This is a genomic window from Azoarcus sp. PA01, assembly GCA_001274695.2.
GTDB lineage: Bacteria > Pseudomonadota > Gammaproteobacteria > Burkholderiales > Rhodocyclaceae > Aromatoleum.
In genome coordinates this window covers 926686-943431 of record LARU01000002.1, presented here as the reverse complement: position 1 = coordinate 943431, position 16746 = coordinate 926686, and the positions used below count along the sequence as shown (strand labels likewise).

Genomic DNA, 16746 nt, shown 5'->3' with positions numbered 1-16746 from the left:
TGCGGCCGGCCGGATCGCCACCTAAGATTAGGACGGAAGTTGGCTGAAAGATACATATAATGAATCGGGACGTAGCCGTTTCCCGGCCTCGCTCGGGAACGGAAATCCGGTGGGTCGTGACCGGAAATATGTCCTGCTCCGCGCGGTGCAGTCCCGTGCGAAGCGTACTGAATCCAGCTCCGGAGCTGCGCTGGGGGCTGCATCTCCACTACGGGACAAGCGGGGTCTGCACGTGTGGCGAGAACTTCTCATCGTCGGGGTGTTCGGGGCGTTCGCGGCCGGATTTGTCCAAGCCACGACGAGCGCCGGTAGCGGCGTCGGGACGGCGCAGCGGAGCACACCTGCGGCGCCCGTCCTGGTTGCCGGAATCCTCCCCAAGGACAGCGCGGAGCAGTACGAGCTGACGTTCTGGGACTCGATCAAGGACAGCGAACATGCGAGCGACTACGAGGCGTACCTGAAAGCGTACCCGAACGGACGTTTTGCACCGCTCGCCCGCGCGCGCATCGAGCGGTTGCGCGCGGCCGCGCCAAAAGTCGAGCCACCGCCGGCCCCGCGCCCGACCCCGCCCGCAGCGGAGCGTCCGCGGCCCGCGCCCGCTGCCCCGCCGCGCCGGAACGCCCGCGCGCAGCCCCAGCTCCTGCCCCTGCAGCGCCGGCCCCGGAAAGACCTCCGGCTGCAGCGGCGCGTCTTGCCGAGATCAAGGATTGCCCTGCCTGCCCGGTGATGGTCGGGCTCCCCGGGGGCGAGTTCGTCATGGGAAGCAATACCGACGATCCGTCGGAAAGGCCGGCGCATCGGGTCTCGATCGCACGGCCGTTCGCGATCGGCATGTATGAAGTCACGAACGAGCAATGGGATGCCTGCGTCGCAGCCGGTGCGTGTGCGCAGCTGGCAAAAGAAGAGGGCGCGGCAAAGAACGCGCCGGTGCGCGACCTGCACTGGGACGATGCCCGAGCTTATGCGAAGTGGCTGAGCGGGGTCACCGGCAAGACCTACCGGCTGCCGACCGAAGCGGAGTGGGAATACGCGATCCGAGGCGGGACGACGACGCGATACTGGTGGGGCAACCAGTTCGTCGGCGGCAACGCGAACTGCAAGGGTTGCGGCGACCCGTGGCGTGAAGCCGGGCCGGCGAATGTCGGCTCGTTCCGCGCCAATCCCTACGGCCTGCACGACATGAACGGAAGCGTCTGGGAATGGGTCAGCGACTGCTGGCACAACTCCTACAAGGGGGCTCCGGCCGACGGGCGTTCCTGGGACGAACCCGATTGCCGCGTGCGCGTGATACGCGGCGGCTCCTGGCGCGAAGGGGCCGACTACATGCTGTCGTCGACCCGCTTCAAGTACGGCGCCAGCGTGCGGCACTCGCAGAACGGGTTCCGCGTCGCGCGTGACGTCGAGTAGCGATCCTGCGGAGCTCGGCGCGCGCCGGCGGGTCGCCGCTTTCAGGGCTCAGGGTTAGGAGTCAGGGTTCGCGGGCGCGAGTCGTGATCTGGACGAAGTCCGCAGTGATCTTGTCCTGCCCGTGCTTCGCGGCGATGTCGCGCAAGCGCTTGTCGACGGCGCGCAGATAATCCGCTCGCGATTCCGATTCCGCGCGCAGCGCGTCGAAAAGCGGCGCCGGCGTGACCAGCAGCACGATCAGCTCGGTGCCGAAAGGCTGCGAAATCGTCCATCCGGCCACCGTGCCGATCGTCGCGCGGTAACGCGGCGGCGCCCGGTTCGCGCTCGCCCGCCGGCTCGGCACGAGATGGACGACAGTGCCGTCGAGGACATAGTAATCGACGTGCACGTACGACTCGTAGGCGGGAGTCGTCACGTCGATGATCAGTGAATCGCCCTCGGTCAGCGCGGTGCCACCGGCCTGCATGCGGATCGAAGTCTCGCCGCCGGCCTGCCGGTTCCCCGTCCAGTAAGGCCCCAGCGTCTCGATCACGCTGCATTTGTCGGCGCTAACCTGGTGCACGTCCGTGTTCAGCGTCGTCACGCCGGGGATCGCGGTCAGCGCGTCGCGCAAGCGTGCGAGCCCGAACGTGCCGGGCAGGTAGCCGTGCACTTGCAGCGTGTTGCCGCTGGCCGATGCCGCAAGGGCCGAGCAGGGCACTTTCGCCAGCACCGGCGCGACTGACGCGACGGACAGCGGCGGGACCACCACCGGAGCGGCGGGCGCTGCGGGCTCGGGTGCCGAAGCTTCGTCAGGCGCGGCTGCGACCGGGGACGGCGCCTCCGGGGGGGCAACGACAGCGGCAGAGGGCGCTTCGGCCGGCGCCACTTCCGCCGGTTTCCGATCGTAGAGGAGCGCGAACGCGACGAGCGCTGCGGCCACTGCCGCTGCAATCCCCGCCGCGACCGGCAGCCGGATGCGTCGCGCGGGTTTCATCCCGGCGAGGAATTGCGCGACGCTCGGCGTGCGGGTTTCGCGGTCGAACGACAGCGCGGTGCGCAACGTGCGCCACGCTCGCGGGGGCAGATGTTTCGGCCGCGGCGGCCGCAGCCCGGCATTGCGCGCCTGGGTCGCCGGCAGCTGCCCGAACGGATGCGCGCCGGTCAGCAGCTCGTAAGTGATGCACGCGAGCGCATAGATGTCGTCGCGTGGGTCCGGTTCGCGATGTTCGAGGATCTCCGGGCTCGCATATGCCGGCGTCAGGCCGCCGAGGCTGCCGGCGTCGAAGACCGTCGCTTCGGCTTCCTCCTCCGAGCGGCGGAAGACGCGTGCGATGCCGAAGTCGATGACCTTGACCGGACCTTTGTCGGTGAGGAAAACGTTCGCCGGCTTGAAGTCGCAGTGAACGAAGCCATGCTCGTGCGCGTAGGCCAGCGCGTTGGCCATGCCGGTGATGATCGGCAGCGCTTGCGCGTATGGCATGCCGCGGAAACCCTGCGCGCGCAGCACGCGGCTCAGCGGCTTGCCGGACAGGTACTCCATCGTCAGGTACACCATCGACCCATCCCGGTCGAAGTCGTACACCGCGACGATGTTCGGGTGGGCGAGCGCTTGGGCTTTGCGCGCCTCGCGTTGCAGCGCGATCAGCGATTTCGGATGGCCGCGGAACTGGACGTTCAGGACCTTGATCGCGATATACGGGTTTCGGTCGGATGCTTCGAGCTTGCGCAGGTCGAGCGCCTTGTACACCGTGCCCATGCCGCCGAAGCCCAGGCATTCCTCGAGCAGGAAGCGGCCGTTGACCGTGTCGCCGACGCCCTTGATGCGGTCCGGCTCGGACGGCGCCGTTCCCGCCGCGGGGAAATGAATGCCGGGAGCACCGGGGCCGGGAGCGGCCTGCATGCGCGTCTGGTCGTCGTTCGCATCCCGGTGCCCGGTGCCGGTGAGGTGCTCGATGCGCCGATGCACTTCGGCGTACACGTCGGGCGGCAGCGGCAGCTTCGTGTGCTCTTCGCTCAGGACTTCGAGAAGCTTCGCCTGGTCGGGCTCGTTTGTCGCGAGGACCCGATCCACCTGCGCGAAAAATTCGTTCGACGACAGACCGCCGCTGCGGAAAGCGTGAATCGCGTGCGAAAGACTAGCCATCTGCTTCCCCTCGGTCGGCCAGGAGTCTTCCGGGCTCACGTTCGCGCCCGGTCGGGATTGCGAGGATGAGCCGGGCGATGCCACGAGTTGATGGATGGGCGCGCATCGGAGCGTAGTGTCGAACACGAGGAACGATTGTGGCGACACGCTGCGCGGATTCGTCCATCGAAGCCTCCATAAAAAATATAGCCCATCCGCGCGCGCTTGGCGGGCGGCCCCGGTGCGAGCGGCAAGCGCTCTGCTCGCAGAACGCGGACTTGTGCGGCAGGTGTTGGAACACGGCGAACAGGGTCGCTGAAAGGTGTTCGATGAAATCCGCTATAGCTCGGCGCGGGAGGCACTGGAAGTCCGCTGCAAAATTCTCTTTTCGGTGAAATAAAAGGATTTTTCATCGGCTTGGAGCGTTTTATGGCGCGCGGCCGATGAGATGGCACGCTCCCTGCAACAGCTCTGCCGAACCTGCGAAAAGTGTTCGATCGCACTCCGCACCGGAACTTCGGGAGACCCTGATGAAAACCTTGACGCTCAGCAACCGGTCCGTGACCGAAGACGCGCGTTTTTTTGAAAACGCGGGCGAGCGGCGTGCGGGGCTTTCGCGGCCCGGTCTAGGCGGAACCGGCATTTTCGTCCCGAGTCAAAGTTGAGCGATCGTCCGGCGCACGCGGGAGGGTGGGAATGCGAAACACAGTGGCCGTTCCCGAGTCACCGGGTCCCGTGACCGCGTACCTTGAAGTCTCCGCAACGGGCGAGGTGTTCCCCCTTCATGACGAAGTGGTGATCGGCCGCGACCCGCAGGATTCGCTCGCGGAAGGGCATTTCTTCTGCATCCCCGAGCACACCATCAGCCGCCGGCACGCGCGCGTGTGCCTGAGCGGCGGCGAATATTTCGTCGAGGACCTGCACTCGTTCAACGGCACGTTCGTGCTCGGCAAGCGCTTGCGCCCGGGCGTCTGGCACCCGCTGCACGACGGCGACGAGCTGTCGATCGCGTCGACCCAGCTTGCGTTCCATTCGCTGCTCGTGCCGCCTCGCGACAGCGCGCCGGCGGTGATCCGGAAAACCGTTGACGCGACCCAGTACGCGCGGCCGCTCGAAGGGCCACCGCCGACCGAAGACGGCGACGCCGAGGTGGTGATTCGCAAACTCCACGCGATGGCGCAGGTCGGCATCGCGCTCGGCGCCGTCACGAATGCCGCGACGCTGACCGAGAAGATCATGAACCTGATCTTCGAGCTGTTCCCGCGCGCCGAGCGCGCGTTCATCCTGCTGAGGAAGAGCGAAAGCGAGGCGCCGGTGCCGGTCGCGGCGCGCTGGCGCGACGGCACCGTCGAGGACCCGGAGCGGGCGAGGATTTCTCGCACTATCGTGGACGAGGTGCTAAACAGGAAACTGTCGATTCTCTCCGTCGACACGCTCGCGGATCGCCATTTCGGCTGTCAGGAATCGATCGTTGCACAGGACATCCGGAGCGTCATGTGCGTCCCGCTGCTGCTCGAGGGCGAGGTGCTGGGTCTGATCCAGCTCGACACGTCTTCGGATCCGTACGCGTTCAAAGGCCAGGATCTCGAAATGCTCACCGGCGTGTGCGCGGAGATGGCGGTCGCGCTGAAGAACTTCCAGCTGTACTCGGATATCGAGCGCCTGCTCGAAGGTTTCGTCCGCGCTTCGGTCCAGGCGATCGAGGAACGCGATCCGGTGACTGCCGGGCACTCGTTCCGCGTCGCGCACTACGCCGAGAACCTCGCGCGGGCGGTCGATCGTGCCGACGCACCGGAACTGCGCGGCATCGCGTTCTCCGAAGACCAGCTGCGCGAAATCCGTTACGCCGCGCTGCTGCACGACTTCGGCAAAGTGGGCGTGCGCGAGCATGTGCTGCGCAAGGAGAAGAAGCTCCACCACGCCGAAATGCGCCTGCTCGAACAGCGCTTCAAGTACGCGTGCGCGTGCCTCGAGCGGCAGGCCTACCGGAAACTGGCCGAGCTGCACTGCGAGCGCGAACTCGGCATCACCGCGTTCCGCGAAGAAAAGCGCCGCCTCGAACAGGGACTGCGCGACGAGGTCGCGCGCCTCGACGAGTTTCTCGCCGCGATCCGCCGCGCCAACGAGCCGGCGATTTCGTACACCGAGCGCTCGCACGAGCTCGACCGCATTCTCGGCTGCACCTATGACGAAGCGGACGGGGTTGCGGTGCCGTTGCTGAGCGACAGCGAGTTCGCGGCGCTCAGCGTGCCCAAAGGCTGCCTGACGGCCGAAGAGCGCAAGCAGATCGAGTCGCACGTCGCCGATTCGTATTCGTTCCTGATCCTGATCCCGTGGACGCGCGACCTCGGCGGCGTGCCGGCGATCGCCCACGCCCATCACGAAAAGCTCGACGGCTCCGGCTACCCGATGGGGCTGCGCGGCGCGCAGATCAGCATCCAGACCCGCATCCTGACGATCTCGGACATCTACGACGCGCTGACCGCCGGGGACCGTCCGTACAAGAAAGCGATGTCCCTCGAGCATGCGCTCGACCTGCTGGATGCCGAATGTCGCGCCGGACGGCTCGATGCGCGGTTGTTCAAAGTGTTCGTCGAATCGAAAGCGTGGGCCGCGGCTTAAGCAGCGGCGCGCGAAATTTTTCCCGAAACTGGAGACGCAATGGCTTCCGCAATGTCGATGTCAAGGCCGTCCGGGCGCGCGCTGCCGCTGCTGCGCGCGTTGCTCGCCGGCTCGCTGGCGCTGCTGCTCGCGAGCTGCGCGGGCGTGAAAGTGCCCGAATACCAGCGCCCCGACACACCCGGCAAAGCGTCGTGGTCGCGGCCGGCGGTGTCGGCGGCCGACACGATCGCGCCCGACTGGTGGCGGGAGTTCCGCGATCCGACCCTCGACGAGCTCGTCCGCCGTGCGATCGCCGGCAACTTCGACGTCAAGATCCTCGCCGCACGCATCCAGGTCGCCCAGGCGCAGATCGGCGAAGCGCGCGCCGGCGCGCTGCCGACGCTCGACGTCGGCGCCGGCGCGAGTTTCGAGAAAAGCACCGGACAGAACTTCCGCAAGCAGTTCAACCTCGGCACCCAGGTGAACTGGGACATCGACATCTGGGGCAAGGTCGAAAAAGGCGTGCAGGCACAGACGGCCGAATTCCACGCGACCGAAGCGGACTGGCGCGCGGGATATCTGACGCTGGTCTCGGACGTCGCGACGACGTATTTCCAGATTCTCCAGCTCGACGAGCAGATCGACCGCCAGCAGCGCGCGCTCGACCGGAACCGCGAGATCCTCGCGACGTTCGAAGCGATGCTCGGCCAAGGCCTCGTGCCGCGCACGCAGGTGCTGCGCCAGCGCGCGGAGAACAACGCGCTGACCCGCGACCTGCTCGAACTGCAGCGCGCCCGCGGCCTCGCCGGCAACGCGCTGGCGACGCTGCTCGGCGTGCCGGCGGGCGAATATACCGTTCCGCCGGGAAAGCTGCAGGAGCGCATCGCGCTGCCGAGCGTGCCGGGCGGGCTGCCTTCCGAGCTGTTGAACCGCCGCCCCGACATCGTCGCTGCCGAGTTCCGGCTGCTCGAAGCTTACGACCTCGTCGGGCAGGCGCGGCTCGCGCAGCTGCCGTCGATCAGCCTGACCGGCCGCGCCGGCACGTCGAGCTTCGCGCTCGGCGACCTGCTGAAGTCCTTCACGTTCGGCTTTCTGCCGAGCATCAACATCCCCGCGTTCGACCCGAGCATCAAGGCGCGCCTCAAGACGAGCGAGGCGCAGACCAAAGTCTTCGAGCACGAGTACCAGCGCACCGTGATCGCCGCGTTCGAGGAAGTCGAGAACGCGCTGACGAACCTCGACGCTCATCGCCAGCAGCGCACCGAGCTGCAGCAGCAGATCGAGCAGCTGCAGATCGTCGCGGCGCAGATCCAGGCGCAGTTGCGGGAAGGGCTCGTGTCGCAGCTCGAAGTGTTCGAGACCGAGCGCTCGCTGCTCGCGGCGCAGCTCGCGTTGCTCGCAAACCACCAGCAGATTCTCGCCGACACGGTGACGCTCTACAAAGCGCTCGGCGGCGGTTGGCCGACGGTCGAAGTCGCGAATGTCCGGCGCTGAAGAGACAGACGAGGAAGTGCCTATGGGAAAACCGGAAAGTTCGGACCCGCCACGCGGAAGAGGCCTGTTCATGATGTTGGTGTTGCCGCATGAGTGACGCGGGGGCGTTCATCGCCGTCCCTCCGAGTGCTGCCGGACAGGAGCGCAACGCGCTCCTGCAGGCGGTGTCGCGCCCCGAACTCGGCGATATCCTCATCGAGGAGTCGCTGTTCGCGATCGGGCGCAACGAGCTGCCGTTCGCGACGTACGACAAGGAGATCGTCGCCGAGCTGTCGCGCCGCCATGCGCGGGTGTTCCGCGAAGCGGGCGAGCTGTACGTCGCCGACCTCGGCAGCAAGAACGGCACGACCGTCAATGGCGTCGCGGTCGGGGAGACGCCCGCCGCGCTGCGCGACGGCGACGCAGTCTGCTTCGGCGGCGTGCTGTCGTATCGCGTCCGGCTCGTCGCGCGGGCGAAGAAAGCGCAGCGGGCCGGGACGCTCCTGAGCCTGACGCTGACGCCCGAGCGCGACGACCTGCTGCTCGAACCGGTCGTCATTGCCTGCTTCCCGTTCCTGATCAGCAAGATCGACGACGTGATCGCGCGTTACAAGAGCGCGTATCCGCATCAGGTCAATTACATTTCGCGTCGCCATGCGCACATCTTCCTCAAGGGCGGCGCGCCGTTCATCGAGGATCTGGGCAGCACGAACGGCACTTTCGTCGGCGGCACGCGTCTCGACGAACACGCCGTGGAGCTGCACGACGGCGACGTCGTCGCCTTCGGCGGCAGTCACTTCGTGTACCGCGTGAGCCTGCAGCACGAAGCCGAGACCGACCCGACGGTGACCGGATTCACCCCTGCCGCTGCGGGGGTCGAAGATGAGCCGGGCAGCCCGGACCGGACGATGTTCATCGCGGCGCCCGACTCGTTCCTCGACATCTTCTGCATTTCCCCGCCGCCGCAGCCCGACGAAGTCAATGACGAGGCGGCGCAAGCCGGCAGCCCGTTGCCGCGGGTGCGGCGCGAGCGCAGCCGGAGCGTGCTTTTCGTGCGCGAACTCGGCAAGGCTTTCGCCGGCGGCGACCGCGGGGGGGTTAGACGGATTCTGCGCTGGGGCTTTCCCGTCGTCGCACTGCTCGCTGCGGTCGCGTTCGGCGTCTACCGCGCCGGCAGTGCGGAACGCGAACTCGGGCGCCTTGTCGCCGCACGCGATTTCGCGCATGCCGCGGCGGTCGCCGACGCGTATCTCGCGAGGGATCCGGACGATACGGCGCTGCAGGCGCTCGGCACCGAGGCGCTGCTGAAAGCGAAGGTTCCCGAATGGGTGGCGAGCCTGCAGGCGCGCGCGTTCGATCGGGCTGCGGCGCTCGTCGCCGACATGAAAGCGCAGGCCGCGCACAACGCCGACGCGCAGCCATTGCTCGCCGAGCTCGAGTGGGTCGGCGAGCTCGAGCGCTTCGTCGTCGAGCGCGGCGGCGTGGACGCGCCGATCCGCATCTACGCCGATGAGGAGCGGATCGGGACGCTGCTGCAGCGCTGGCACGCCGATCCCCGCGCCCGCCAGCGCGCGCTCGCCCGCGTCGCGGCGCACGTGCCCGAGTTCAGGGACGTTCATGCCGAAGTGCTGACCCATCTGCGCCGGCTCGAAAGCGACGAGTCGGTGTATCTCGCCGCGATCGAGCGGCTCGATGCCGGCATCGCGGCCGAACTCGAGGCCGGCCGCGCCGAGACGCTCGACGCGCTGCTCGACGACTACGCCGGGAAGTACCCGCGGCTCGCCGGGCTCGACGCGGTGCGCGAAGATCTGCGCCGCTTCGTCGAGCTCGACCGGGCGCTGCAGGCGCGCCGCCTCGAGCCGCTGATCGCGCTGCTCGAGAAAGTGCAGTTCTCGACGCCGCCTTTCCGCGAGCATTTCGCCCGGCTCGGCGAGACGCGACTGCCTTCCGCGGAGGTCGTGCGCCAGCACCAGGCGGCCGCGCGCGCGTGGCGCGAAGGCCGGGGGGACGAGGCGCTCGCCGGCCTGCAGCGGATTTCCGCGGGGCCGTGGGCGCAAGTCGCCGCCGCCGAGCTCGCACGCAAGAGGACCGTGCTGCAGCAGTTCAGTGCGCTGCAGCAGGCGCGCGGCGGCAAAGGCTATGACGAGCAGCTGCTGGCGTTTCACGCGGCGCTCGACGAGCGCGAGGACGCCTATTTCATCCGCGCGACCGAGACCGACGTCGCCGCGTACCGGGACGAGGCGCTCGCGCGCGCCAACGGCCTGCTGGCCCGCGCCGCGGCGCAGTGGCGCCAGTACCGGAGCGCCGGCGGGATCGGCGGCGCGCAGCGGCTCGAATCGGGCATTTCCGGCACGTTCCGCACGCAAGCGCGGCTGCTCGCCGACGCGCAGTCCGCGGCGCGACAGGGCGCGCGGATCCACGAGATGCTGAAAACCGACATCGGCGAGCAAGCGGCCGCGGTCCAGGCGGAAATCGACGCGGAAGCCGAGCTGCAGCGGCAGTCGCTGCAGGAACTTCACAGGGTGCTGGAGCCGGGGCTGCTCAAAGCCAAGCTGGCGCTGATCGGAGGGCAGAGCGATGAAGAGCGAAAATCACCTTAAGCCGCTGACCGAAGCGCTCGAGGATCACAGCGCCGAAGGGATCGCGATCCTGATCGCCGAACCGTCGCGCTTCGGCCTCGCCCTCGTCGCCGCCGTCCTCGGGCTCGTGCTGTCCGCGCTGGTGTGGTCGTTCGTCGGGCGTGCTGACGTGATCGTCACCGCGCACGGCGTGCTCGCGCCCGAATCGGACGTGCGGCGCGTCTATGCGCCGATCGACGGCGAACTCGCCGACATCTACATCGAAGCCGGGCAGCCCGTGTCGCAGGGCGACGTCCTCGCGCGGCTCAACGCACGCGGCGCGGTCGAGGCGGCGACGCACGCGCTCGAGGCGCAGCTGAAGCTCGAGGACGCCGAGCGGGAGTGGAAGCGGTTTCCCGAGCGCAAAGCGCTGCTTGAACGCAAGGTCGCGGCGTTGAAGCAGCAGATTGAAGCGGCGCTGCAACTGCACGAGCGGCGCACCGCGGAAGGCACGACGAAGCTCGCCGAAGCCCAGCGCGCGCAGCTGCAGCAGGCGCGCAGCGAGCTCGACAACGCGCGCCGCACGCGCGACAGCGCCCGCCTCGAGCTCGACCGCTTCCAGCGCCTGTTCGCGCTGCCCGGCGGCGGCGGGGTGTCGGAGCTGCAGGTCGAAGCGAAGAAGAGCGCGTATCTGGCCGCGGAAAATGCGCTGCGCGTCGCGCAGTCGCGGCTTGGCGAGCTCGACTTCCGGCTGAGCCAGGAAACCGCGCGGGCGACAGTCGAGCTCGAAAGCGGCGACCAGGAGCTGACGCGGCTGCGGATCGAGTACGACGCGGCGGCGCGCGAAATCGCGAACGAAGAGGACAAGCTGCGGCTGCAGCTGCAGACCGCGCGGCTCGCGGCGAACGCGGCCGAACGGATCCGCTTCGAGAACATCGACAAGGACAACTTCCTGCTGATCCTCGCGCCGGTGTCCGGCGTCATCACCGACGTCGCCTCGACGCAGCCCGGCGACAAGATCCAGGCGAACACGCCGCTCGGCGGCATTGCGCCGCAGGACGCGCGCGCGGTGCTGAAGATGGACATCGCCGAGCGCGACCGCGCGTTCCTGCGCGAAGGCCAGCCGGTGAAGCTCAAGTTCAACGCGTTCCCGTACCAGCGCTACGGCCTCATCGACGGCCGGCTCGAGTTCATCTCGCCGGCGACTTCGCCCGCCGCGCAGAGCAAGGAGCCGGTCTACGAAGGCCACGTGACGCTCTCGCGCGATCACTACGAAGTCGCCGACACGCGCTATCCGGTGCGTTACGGGATGACGGCGACCGCGGAGATCGTCGTCCGCGAGCGCCGCCTCATCGACCTCGCGCTCGATCCGTTCCGCCAGATCAGCGGCTGACCGGATCCAGCGCTTACCAGAAGGAGCACACGAGATGACCGCGATAGTGCGAATCGACGACGAATCCATCGGCACCGAGGAATTCGTCCGGATCCTGAAGCTCACCGGGCGCTTCGACAGCCTCATCGACGAGATCGTCCGCGACCGGCTCACCGTCCATGCGGCGAAGAAGCACGGCGTCGCGGTGTCGGGCGACGAGATCCAGGAGCGCGCCGATCAGTTCCGCCGCGTGCTGGGGCTGCACCGCGCGGCCGACATGAATCATTACCTCGACGCGCGCGGCGTGAGTCTCGACGAGTTCGAAGCGTTCATCACCGACAGCCTGTACCAGGAAAAGATGATGCAGCGCGTCTGCAGCGACGACGCGGTCGAAGAATACTTCCAGCTCAACTCGCCGAAGTTCGACAGCATCGAGGTCAGCCACATCGTGCTCGAAACCGAAGGCCAGGCGAAGGAGATGATGTCGCTGCTGGAAGAAGATCCCGAGAGCTTCGCCGAACTCGCGCGCGAGCACTCGACCGCGGACACGCGCGACGACGGCGGCTTCATCGGCAAGGTGATGCGCGGTTCGCTGAAGACCGAAATCGAGGCCAAGGTCTTCAATGCCGCGCCCGGCGACCTGCTCGGACCGTTCGCCGCGCCCGACGGCGCGTTCCACGAAATCTTCCTCGTGAATGCGAAAAACCCGGCGCGGCTCGACGAAGAGACTGCGGCCGAAGTGCGGCGGCTGCTGCGCGAAGGCTGGCTCGCGGCCCGGGCGCAGGAACACGTCATCGAAATGCGTTAGCCCCTCGAGGTGATCATGTCCACGGACGCCCCACCGAAACTCGATTCCCTCGCCGATTTCCTGTCATCGGTGGAGCTGCTGTCGCCGTTCACGCGCGACGAACTCGATCACCTTGCCAGCCACGCCCAGCCGCGTTTCTTCGCGTTTGGCGAAACCGTCTGCAACGCCGGCGAGCCGGCCGACGGCGTGTTCGTGATCCGCGCAGGCTCGGTGCGGGTGTTCGCCGACGAGCACGGCAAGGAAATCAGCCTCGGCGTGCGCAAGGCGCGCGAGACCGTCGCCGAGATGGCGATGCTGCGCGAATACCGGCACGAATTCTCGGCGCGCGCGTCGGCGAAGACCGAGTTGCTGCTGATCCCGCGCCACGCGTTCGAGCCGGTCCTCGCGAAGAACCCGGCGGCGCAGGCGTTCGTCACGAGCTATGTCGCGATCGGCTCGGCTGGCGGCGTCGTCGCGCGTCTGTTCGATCTGCGCGGCAAGGTCGACCGCGCCGAGCTCGAGGAGCTGGTGCGCAGCGTCGGCGTCAAGCGCGTCGCCGCCGGCCGCGAGATCCTCAAGCAGGACGCGCGCGACGACCGCCGCCTGTACGTCGTGCGCCAGGGCGAAGTGCGCCTCGTGCGTACCGAGCAGGGCACCGATTACCCGCTTGCGACGCTCGGCCACGGCGAGATCTTCGGCGAGAAAGCGTGCCTGATGCGCCAGGAGCAGGTCGCGTCGGTGGTCGCGGTCGTCGATACGACGCTGCTGGTGGTCCCGGAAAAATCCGTCCACCAGATCCTGGAGCGCAATCCGAAGCTGCGCGAAGTGCTCGAGGAGCGCATCCGCTTCGTCGAGCGCGAGCTGCAGCGCCAGAAAAAGCTCGCCGAACGGCGCAACCTGCGCGTCATGCTCGACCTGAAGTCGAAGCCGGCGCTCGGCGAGCGGCTGATCCGGCGCTTCCCGCTCGTCGAGCAGGCCGAGGAAATGGACTGCGGCGCGGCGTGCCTGGCGATGATCTGCCGCCACTACGACATCCCGATGACGCTCGGCAAGCTGCGCGAACTCGCGAACGTCACGACGCAGGGTGCGACGCTCGACAGCCTCGCGCGCGCCGGCGAATCGCTCGGCTTCACGACGCGCGGCGTGCAATGCACGTTCGACGCGCTGCTCGGCTTCGAGCTGCCGTTCATCGTGCATTGGGAGGGCTACCACTACATCGTCGTGTATGGCGTGTCGAAGCGGCAGGTATGGGTCGCCGACCCGGCAGTCGGCTTCCGAAAGATCGCGATCGAAGAGTTCGAGCGCGGCTGGAGCGGCACCTGCCTGCTGTTCACGCCGGGGCAGAATCTCGCGCAGCTGACGGTGTCGCGCTCGCCGTGGCTGCGCTTCGTGTCGTACCTGCGGCCGTACAAGAAGATCCTCGCGCACCTCGTCATGGCGACTTTCGTGATCCAGGTGCTGGGCATCGTGCCGCCGCTGATCATCCAGAACATCCTCGACGGCGTGATCGTGCACGAGAACGTCAGCCTGTTGCACCTGCTGATCGCCGGGCTCGTCATCACCAACCTCTTCACGCTGCTGATGTCGGGCATCCGCGCGTTCCTCGCGAACTTCATGGTGCGCAACATGGACTTCGCGATGATGTCGCAGTTCTTCAAGCACACGCTGTCGCTGCCGTTCTCGTTCTTCGCCAAGCGCAAGACCGGCGACATCTTCGCGCGCTTCCAGGAAAACCAGACGATCCGCGCGTTCCTGACCGAATCGACGGTCACGACGGTGCTCAACCTGCTGATGGTGTTCATCTACTTCACGATCCTGTTCCTCTACAACGTGAAGATGACGCTGCTGCTGCTCGCGTTCGTCATCCCGATCATGGCGCTGACGGTGGTCGTGACGCCGAAGATCAAGAACTACGCGCGCGAAGTGTTCACCACCTCGACCGATGCGAAAGCTTTCCTGATGGAAGCGCTCGGCGGCGTCGAGACGGTCAAGGGCATGGGCATCGAGCGCCCGGTGCGGCTGAAATGGGAGAAGAAATACGCGAAGGCGCTCGAAGTGCAGTACCGCGCGCAGCGTTTCAACGTGCTCGTCGGCATCGCCAGCCAGGTGCTCAACGCCGCGACGACGATCGCAATCCTGTGGGTCGGCGCGTCGCAGGTGCTCGCGCATCAGCTCACGATCGGGCAGCTCATCGCGTTCAACGCGCTGATGGGCAGCGTGCTCGCGCCGCTGATGGGGCTGGTCGCGCTGTGGAGCCAGGTCAATGACGCCGGGGTCGCGATGGAGCGGCTCGGCGACGTGCTCGACATGGAGCCGGAGCAGCGCCCGGAAGAGGCCGCTTCGCGCGTCGTGCTGCCGGACCTGCAAGGTCACATCGCGCTCGAAAGCGTGTATTTCCGCTACGGCGGCGACGAGACGGCGTACGTGCTCGAGAACATCAGCTTCGAGATCAAGCCCGGCGAGCTCGTCGCGATCGTCGGCCGCAGCGGGTCGGGCAAGACGACGCTGGCGAAGCTGCTCGTCGGCTTCTACCCCCCGACCGACGGCCGCATCGTCGTCGACGGCTACGACATGGCGACGATCGACAAGGACTATTACCGCGCGCAGGTCGGCTACGTGATGCAGAGCAACCTGCTGTTCTCCGGCACGATCGCCGAGAACATCGCCAGCGGCGACGAGGCGCCGGACCGGCGGCGCATCGAGGAGGTCGCGCGCATGGCCGACGCCCACGCGTTCATCCGCAAGATGCCGCTGGGCTATGAACAGATCGTCGGCGAGCGCGGCGTGGGCCTCTCGGGCGGCCAGATCCAGCGCCTGTGCATCGCCCGCGCGCTGTACCACGACCCGCGCCTGCTGGTGTTCGACGAGGCGACTTCCGCGCTCGACACGCAGTCGGAGAGCAACATCATCAGCAACATGCAGGACATCCTCGCCGGGCGCACCGCGGTTGTCATCGCGCACCGGCTGTCGACGATCATGCGCGCCGACAAGATCCTCGTGCTGTACGAAGGTTCGATCGTCGAGCAGGGGCGCCACGACGAGCTGGTCGATCGGCGCGGCATGTATTACCAACTGGTGCAGAAGCAGCTGGCGGCGGTATGAAGATCCTGACTCCGGGACTGCGCGGCGCGCCGGCGATTTCTTACGCCGGGCTGCTCGAGAAGATCGAGATCCTGCGCTCGACGCTGCGCTGGGCGCCGACGCTCGCGCGGCCCGAGATCGAGAAGCTGTTGCGCCAGGCCAACGCGGTGCGCGACGAAGTCATGCAGCTGTCGCACAAGGAGCGCTTCGTCGAGGCGGCCGCAGCCGAAAGCGTGCGCGTCGAGCGCACGCCGGGCGCGCGGCGGCGCGCATTGCTCGAGCGCAGCTTCGTCTTCGAAGGCGCGTTCGGCGACAACCCGCAATTGCTTGAGGCGCTCGAGATCGCCGAGAAGGCGGCGCCGACCGACCTGCCGGTGCTCATCGACGGCGAAAGCGGCACCGGCAAGGAGCTGATGGCGAAAGTGATCCACGCCAACGGCGCGCGCTCCGACAAGCCGTACATCTCGGTCAACTGCGGCGCGATCCCCGACAACCTGCTCGAGTCCGAGCTTTTCGGCCACCGCAAAGGGGCGTTCACCGGCGCGGTCAGCGACCGCAAAGGCAAGTTCGAAAGCGCGCACACCGGCACGATCTTCCTCGACGAGATCGGCGAACTGCCGCTGTCCGGGCAGGTGAAGCTCTTGCGGGTGCTCGAATCGCATGAGATCCAGCGCGTCGGCTCCGACGAGCCGATCGCCGTCGACACGCGCATCGTCGCGGCGACGAACCGCAACTTGCGCCGCCTGAGCGAAGAAGGCCGGTTCCGCGAAGACCTGTTCTACCGCCTCGGCGTCATCCACGTGACGCTGCCGCCGCTGCGCGAGCGCAGCGACGAGATCCCGTTGCTGTTCGCGTTCTTCGGCGACGAGGCCGCGGCGGCCCTGAAGCGCCGCCCGGTGCGCATGACGCCGCGGCTGCGCGACTTCCTGTTGCGCTATCCCTATCCCGGCAACATACGGGAGCTGCGCAACATCATCTACCGCATCTCGTGCCTGGCCGGGGAGACCGCCGACCTGCAGCATCTGCCCGCGGACATCCGCCCCGATGCGGCGCAGCTGGCGCCGGCGAACGCCGCGACCGCGCTGCCCACCGCGAGCGGCGCGTCGGCCGTGATGGCCGCCTCGACATCGCTCAGCGACGCGAAACGCGCCGCCAGCGACGAAGCCGAGAAGCTGTTCCTCGAGCGCGGCCTGCAGCAGGTCGGCGGCACCGTCGCCGAGCTTGCGCGGCGCTGCGACATGAACCGCTCGCATTTGCAGACGCTGCTGAAAAAACACGGCATCCGCTCGAAGGACTTCCGCAATCGGCCACCGTCGCAGGGCGACGGGGAGCGCTGACCCGCAGGCGTAGCCGCCCGGAACCG

General features: G+C 67.6%; 10 protein-coding genes. 9 read left to right on the top strand and 1 reads right to left on the bottom strand.

The genetic code is table 11. The annotated features are described in order from the left end of the window. Positions 1 to 232: 232 nt before the first annotated feature. Positions 233 to 727 (top strand): hypothetical protein, encoded by a 495-nt coding sequence (locus tag PA01_18595; protein ID KAI5913041.1) that lies wholly within the window; start codon positions 233 to 235, stop codon positions 725 to 727. Between the two features lie 29 nt (positions 728 to 756). After that, positions 757 to 1407 carry a formylglycine-generating enzyme family protein gene (locus tag PA01_18590; protein ID KAI5913040.1) on the top strand — a complete coding sequence of 217 codons (651 nt, stop codon included), beginning with the start codon at positions 757 to 759 and terminating at the stop codon, positions 1405 to 1407. 61 nt (positions 1408 to 1468) lie between these two features. On the opposite strand, the gene PA01_05430 is transcribed toward PA01_18590, so the two are convergent. Continuing rightward, on the bottom strand, positions 1469 to 3532 hold the full coding sequence (locus PA01_05430; protein KON81127.1) for a serine/threonine-protein kinase: 2064 nt from the start codon (positions 3530 to 3532) through the stop codon (positions 1469 to 1471). A 675-nt stretch (positions 3533 to 4207) separates the two neighbouring features. On the opposite strand from PA01_05430, the gene PA01_05425 reads away from it, so the two are divergent. From PA01_05425 to PA01_05395, 7 genes are all read left to right on the top strand, one after another. After that, positions 4208 to 6133 (top strand): FHA domain-containing protein, encoded by a 1926-nt coding sequence (locus tag PA01_05425; GenBank protein KON81126.1) that lies wholly within the window; start codon positions 4208 to 4210, stop codon positions 6131 to 6133. 39 nt (positions 6134 to 6172) lie between these two features. Beyond that, the gene (locus tag PA01_05420; GenBank protein KON82326.2) at positions 6173 to 7606 is read left to right on the top strand and encodes an efflux transporter outer membrane subunit; all 1434 of its coding nucleotides are present in this window, start codon (positions 6173 to 6175) and stop codon (positions 7604 to 7606) included. A gap of 89 nt (positions 7607 to 7695) precedes the next feature. Then, positions 7696 to 10185: an FHA domain-containing protein gene (locus tag PA01_05415; GenBank protein KON81125.1), complete on the top strand. Its 2490-nt coding sequence runs from the start codon at positions 7696 to 7698 to the stop codon at positions 10183 to 10185. Beyond that, entirely contained in the window at positions 10163 to 11536 is a 1374-nt protein-coding gene (locus tag PA01_05410; protein ID KON81124.1) for an HlyD family efflux transporter periplasmic adaptor subunit, read from the top strand. The genes PA01_05415 and PA01_05410 overlap by 23 nt, the downstream gene beginning before the upstream one ends. Before the next feature lie 34 nt (positions 11537 to 11570). Beyond that, positions 11571 to 12323 (top strand): peptidylprolyl isomerase, encoded by a 753-nt coding sequence (locus tag PA01_05405; GenBank protein KON81123.1) that lies wholly within the window; start codon positions 11571 to 11573, stop codon positions 12321 to 12323. A gap of 15 nt (positions 12324 to 12338) precedes the next feature. Further along, positions 12339 to 15404, top strand: coding sequence for a peptidase domain-containing ABC transporter (locus PA01_05400; protein KON82325.1), 3066 nt, complete (start codon positions 12339 to 12341; stop codon positions 15402 to 15404). Continuing rightward, positions 15401 to 16720 carry a sigma-54 dependent transcriptional regulator gene (locus PA01_05395; protein KON81122.1) on the top strand — a complete coding sequence of 440 codons (1320 nt, stop codon included), beginning with the start codon at positions 15401 to 15403 and terminating at the stop codon, positions 16718 to 16720. Before PA01_05400 ends, PA01_05395 begins: the two co-directional genes overlap by 4 nt. Positions 16721 to 16746: the final 26 nt, after the last annotated feature.